The sequence below is a fragment of the Acidocella sp. genome (assembly GCF_028687955.1).
In the GTDB taxonomy this organism is placed as follows: Bacteria; Pseudomonadota; Alphaproteobacteria; order Acetobacterales; family Acetobacteraceae; genus Acidocella.
Map to the genome: position 1 here is coordinate 1 of NZ_JAQTZC010000107.1, position 4,537 is coordinate 4,537.

A 4,537-nucleotide genomic window follows, 5' to 3' on the forward strand; every position below is an offset into this window, starting at 1 on the left:
CATCACGGCAGTATCGCCGCCGAGTGGTTTCGGTCCAGGCCATCGTGACTCCGTCAGTTGTCGCAAACCAACAGAATCACAACCAACTGAAATCACTCAACTATCTTTTTCGTTCAGGTTCTTAGAACCATGAACAGAAGATTTCGTAATTTCATCTCATCCCTTGCCCTGCCTGGCGCGGTTTTATCCGGCTTCTTGCTCCTGGGTGTGCCAGGCGCCATGGCGGCCACGACCGCCCCCTACACCCAGGCCGCGTTCGCTACCGCGATGGCCAACCATACGCCGGTGGTGATCCATATTGAGGCAAGCTGGTGCCCGACCTGCGCACAACAGAAAATGGTTTTGAAAGGGCTGGAAAGCGACCCGGATTATGCCGCGCTGGAAATTCTCGATGTCGATTTTGACTCGCAAAAGCCCGTGGTCAAACAATTCGGCGCAACAATGCAAAGCACGTTGATTGCTTTTCATGACGGCAAGGAGGCGTTGCGTGCTGTCGGTATCACCAGTAAATCAGACATCGAGACCTTGCTCAACGCCGCGGTTCAGGGCTGAGAGGAAATCATGCTCACCGCAGCTTTTTTTGCGTTGGTTGCCGGGCTGCTCTCCACACTCTCGCCTTGTGTGGTGCCGGTGCTGCCTTTGGTCTTGGGCGGCGCATTATCCGAACACCGCGCCGGCCCCCTGGCGCTGGCGGGCGGTGTCGCGCTGTCTTTCACGGCCGTCGGCTTGTTCGTCGCCACCATCGGGTTCTCCCTGGGGTTGAACCTTGGCGCCTTCCGGCTGCTGGCGGCGGCAATGTTGCTGGCGTTGGGGCTGCTCCTGCTGCTGCCCGGCGCGCAGACAAGGCTGGCAGTCGCGGCCGGGCCGTTTGGCAACTGGATCAACAGCCGGTTTGGCGGCGGCAAGGGTGTTGGCTTGCGCGGGCAATTTGGCATAGGCCTGTTGCTCGGCGCCATCTGGACACCGTGCGCCGGGCCAACTCTGGGGGCTGCCAGCCTGCTGGCCTCGCAGGGCAAGGATTTGGGTCATGTGGCGCTGGTGATGCTGATGTTTGGCATCGGCACCGCATTGCCCCTGGTGGGGTTGGGGTTTTTATCACGCGCCACGTTGCTGGGCTTGCGTGGCCGGATGCTGGGTGCTGGCTCCGCCGGCAAAATGCTGCTCGGCGGCGCGATGGTGGCCGTCTCTCTGCTGATGATCACAGGGCTGGACCATCCGTTGGAAGCTTATCTGGTACAAGCCTCGCCCGGCTGGCTCAGCACCGCCACGACACAATTCTGATGCGCGCGTCCCCAACCCTGCTGGAACGTGCCGAGGCCGCCGCCGCGCTGGTGGCTGCCCTGGGCGAGATGGAATCCGCCGGGCAAAACATCGTCACAGCATTGTTGGACGGGCGGGATTTTGTCGCCGAGACGCATTACCCGGCTGATGACGCGCTCGACCCGCATACCCGCGCCCAATATTATTTCCATGCGCACCGGGGGGCAGCGGAGAGCGGCCATATCCATTGCTACCTGCGCGGCGATGACACATCCAGCCTGACCCATGTGCTGGCGATCGCCCTCGACCATTTCGGGCGGCCGGCGCAATTCTTCACCACCAATCTCTGGGTTACGGCTGATCACTGGCTCCCCGCGGAGGCGCTGATCCCCCAACTGCCGCGCCTGGCCTGGCACGACGCCCCAGCCCCGGCGGCGGTAAACCGGGCGCTGACCGCGCTATGCGTTCTGTACCGGCGCGAGATCGCCACCCTGCTGCGCCGGCGTGACAAACGCCTGGCCCGCCATGCGGCGGCATCGCAAGCAGACGCCCTGGCCGACGAGGCGCTGGAAATCCTCAGCCGCGCCCGCATCAATTTACCCGGAACCCTCGCCCGTTTGCGCCAAAGCCTGAACCTGCCGGAGGCTGACGATGCCGCATAATCTGCTCCTGGCGGACATCATTCCCCTGGGTGGTGATTGGCTCCGCCCGGCAGACGCTATACTCTGTCCACCTAAGGGAGGGGCTATGGCGGAGGAAAACCCAGACTGGCGGATCTGGCTGGCAGCGGCGCAGCTTGGCGATGCGCGCGCCTATGCCCGGTTGCTGCAGGAGGCTCTGCCCTGGCTACGCCGCCGCGCCCGCGCGCGCTGGCCACAAAGCAGCGCCGCCGACATCGAGGACATGGTGCAGGAAACACTTCTGGCGCTGCATCAGAGCCGGCATCTCTACGACCCCACCCGCCCCGTGGCCCCGTTTCTGTTCGGGATATTGAAATTTCGCGGCGCGGAAATCCGCCGCCGCCGCCAGCGTCATGCCGGGCGGGAGACAGCCATTGACGATGTGTCTGTAACCTCCGCCGCCCTCGCCACGAATGATACACAGGATCGGGATGTTGACACGGCCTCGATGATGATGGCGCTCAAGGGCTTAGGCGAGCGTGACAGGCTCGTGTTGAACTTGCTGAAGGTCCGCCAACTTTCCCTGCGCGAAGCCGCCTCGGAGACCGGCATGAGCGTCGTTGCCCTTAAGGTTGCAACATTCCGGGCTATGCAGCGGCTGAAGAAGGCCATGAAGGAGAATATTACAGATGAGGACTGAGGAGTTGATCGCCAGCCTCGCGCGTGATCTGCCGCCGGTGCGCCGCGCCGCGCCGCCCGCAACGCTGCTGCTGCGCTGGCTGCTCGTCACCGTGCCGGTGCTTGCAATGGTTGTCTATGCCATGGGGCTGCGGCCAGGACTTGCCGGACTTCTTACGCAACCGCGCTTCATGCTGGCGGAATTGCTGGCTCTGACGACTGCACTTATCTCTGCCTACGCCGCATTCTGTGCCGGGCGGCCGGACGAACCTGGGTGGAAGCTATATCTACCCATGGCCGCCCTTGCCCTGTGGCTCCTCGAACTTGGGCGGCAATGTTTTATCCTGTCGTTGCAAACTCATGGCGCGGCGCTCATTCTGCGCCCGGATTTCTTGTGTGTCCCGGCAATTGCAATGGCCGGTTTTGTCCCCGCCGTGGCCATGGTCTGGCTTCTGCGCCGCAGCGCCATGTTTCGTACCACCCACGCCTGCCTGTGCGGCGCCATGGCCGCCGCCGCCGCCGCCGAAGTGGCGCTGCCATTATTCCACGCGGCGGATACGATGATGACGGTTCTGGTCTGGCAGATGGGCAGCGTGATGCTTTTCACCGCGCTTGGGGCGTTATTCGGGCGGATCACATTACGGCTTTTGTCGAATGCTTCTCCTCATCCGGAAATAGCGTGACGTCGTGGGGGCTGTCTCCAGACATATTGGTTCGTGGCTGGCGCGGTTTCTGTCACAGCCATCTCATGTCCACAGCACGGCACCGGCTACGCGTGCTGATCTATTTCTCGGCTGTCTGGAAATTGCCGATGTTGTTCTCGTCGAAGGTAACTCGCGCTTCAGCACGGCCATCAAATATCTGACGCAATCAACATGGTCGCACGCGGCAATATATGTTGGCATGCAGTCGCGTTGCCCAGGTGGCACGGCCGAACCATGCTTTGTAGAAGCCGATGTCGTGGAGGGTGTGCGGTTGGTCGGCTTTGAGGAGTTTGCTGGCTTTCACACGCGAATCTGTCGTGCCGTAGGAGTTGATGACGAAGCCCGAACTAAGATCGCGCAATTCATGCTAAATCGCATTGGCGACCAATACGACCTGCGGAATATCATTGACCTTGCACGTTACTTGATCCCGACACCACCAGTGCCGATACGCTTTAGGCGGAAAATGCTTACCTTTGGCAGCGGCGCCCCAACCAAGGCCATTTGTTCTTCCCTACTCGCCCAGGCATTTCAGTCTGTGCATTATCCAATCCTGCCTATGATTACGGAAACAATTTCCGACGCACCTGATTGCCCAGGATGCCGGGCCGAGATTTTTCACGCGCGTGACCACTCGCTGTTCGTACCACGGGACTTTGATGTCTCGCCATATTTTGACATAGTAAAACCATCAATCAAAAACGGTTTCAACCCCACATTGTTGCGCTGGCATGAGACAGACCCCAGATAAATGACAACCAGCCCGACAAGCTGCGACCCTCCTTAAAGCGGCGGCGCATTCGGACCGGTTTTTTGTGCGCGCCGAGAGAAAATCATCCATCCTGATCTATGCCTCTGGACACCTTACGTAGGACCTGTAGTAACTCCAGGATCAAGAGGGAAATTTGCCATGCGTCCCGAAATCACCGGAACAGCAGATACAGCCTTGATTCCCATTGGCAGTCTTGCCAGCCGGACTGGCTGTAATATCGAGACCATCCGCTTCTACGAGAAGATCGGGGTGCTGCCGAAACCTCGGCGCACCGAAAGCGGGCGACGGGTCTATGGTCAGGATCTGGTCCAGCGCCTGACCTTTATTCGGCGCACCCGAGAACTGGGTTTTACCTTGGATGAGGTCCGCGCCTTGTTGAGAGTCTGACTCTGAATGGTAGCTTTTCTAACTTTTTCGTGTGATTTTTCTTGTAAGCAGGCGGATATGGGCGAGCAGGACCCATGCGGTAGCACTGGCGATTGTTGCCTCGAAATCCTTGGCGA

Annotated in this window: 6 protein-coding genes and 2 pseudogenes; 7 read left to right on the plus strand and 1 reads right to left on the minus strand. The window is 60.2% G+C overall.

What is annotated here, in order from left to right; translation table 11 throughout:
• Positions 1–219 precede the first annotated feature (219 nt).
• The 7 genes and pseudogenes from PHE40_RS10620 to PHE40_RS10650 all read left to right on the plus strand — a co-directional run.
• The gene (locus tag PHE40_RS10620) at positions 220–552 is read left to right on the plus strand and encodes a thioredoxin family protein (RefSeq protein WP_299961570.1); all 333 of its coding nucleotides are present in this window, start codon (positions 220–222) and stop codon (positions 550–552) included.
• A 9-nt stretch (positions 553–561) separates the two neighbouring features.
• On the plus strand, positions 562–1,281 hold the full coding sequence (locus tag PHE40_RS10625; RefSeq protein WP_299961572.1) for a cytochrome c biogenesis CcdA family protein: 720 nt from the start codon (positions 562–564) through the stop codon (positions 1,279–1,281).
• Complete coding sequence (locus tag PHE40_RS10630; protein WP_299961573.1) at positions 1,281–1,922, plus strand: DUF6969 family protein; 642 nt, start codon at positions 1,281–1,283, stop codon at positions 1,920–1,922. The genes PHE40_RS10625 and PHE40_RS10630 overlap by 1 nt, the downstream gene beginning before the upstream one ends.
• Before the next feature lie 85 nt (positions 1,923–2,007).
• Entirely contained in the window at positions 2,008–2,580 is a 573-nt protein-coding gene (locus PHE40_RS10635) for a sigma-70 family RNA polymerase sigma factor (protein ID WP_299961575.1), read from the plus strand.
• The gene (locus PHE40_RS10640; protein WP_299961577.1) at positions 2,570–3,241 is read left to right on the plus strand and encodes an NrsF family protein; all 672 of its coding nucleotides are present in this window, start codon (positions 2,570–2,572) and stop codon (positions 3,239–3,241) included. Before PHE40_RS10635 ends, PHE40_RS10640 begins: the two co-directional genes overlap by 11 nt.
• A 4-nt stretch (positions 3,242–3,245) precedes the next feature.
• Positions 3,246–4,013: a YiiX/YebB-like N1pC/P60 family cysteine hydrolase gene (locus PHE40_RS10645; protein ID WP_299961579.1), complete on the plus strand. Its 768-nt coding sequence runs from the start codon at positions 3,246–3,248 to the stop codon at positions 4,011–4,013.
• Positions 4,014–4,172: 159 nt separating this feature from the next.
• Positions 4,173–4,412: pseudogene (locus tag PHE40_RS10650) on the plus strand (MerR family transcriptional regulator); the annotation flags it as partial.
• A gap of 27 nt (positions 4,413–4,439) precedes the next feature.
• Here the strand turns inward: PHE40_RS10650 and PHE40_RS10655 are convergent.
• Positions 4,440–4,537: pseudogene (locus PHE40_RS10655) on the minus strand (IS5/IS1182 family transposase); the annotation flags it as partial.

Coding starts and splice junctions, on each gene's coding strand:
- PHE40_RS10640 (WP_299961577.1), top strand. CDS start 2,570: ATGAGGACTGAGGAGTTGATCGCCAGCCTCGCGCGTGATCTGCCGCCG.
- PHE40_RS10625 (WP_299961572.1), top strand. CDS start 562: ATGCTCACCGCAGCTTTTTTTGCGTTGGTTGCCGGGCTGCTCTCCACA.
- PHE40_RS10635 (WP_299961575.1), top strand. CDS start 2,008: ATGGCGGAGGAAAACCCAGACTGGCGGATCTGGCTGGCAGCGGCGCAG.
- PHE40_RS10620 (WP_299961570.1), top strand. CDS start 220: ATGGCGGCCACGACCGCCCCCTACACCCAGGCCGCGTTCGCTACCGCG.
- PHE40_RS10630 (WP_299961573.1), top strand. CDS start 1,281: ATGCGCGCGTCCCCAACCCTGCTGGAACGTGCCGAGGCCGCCGCCGCG.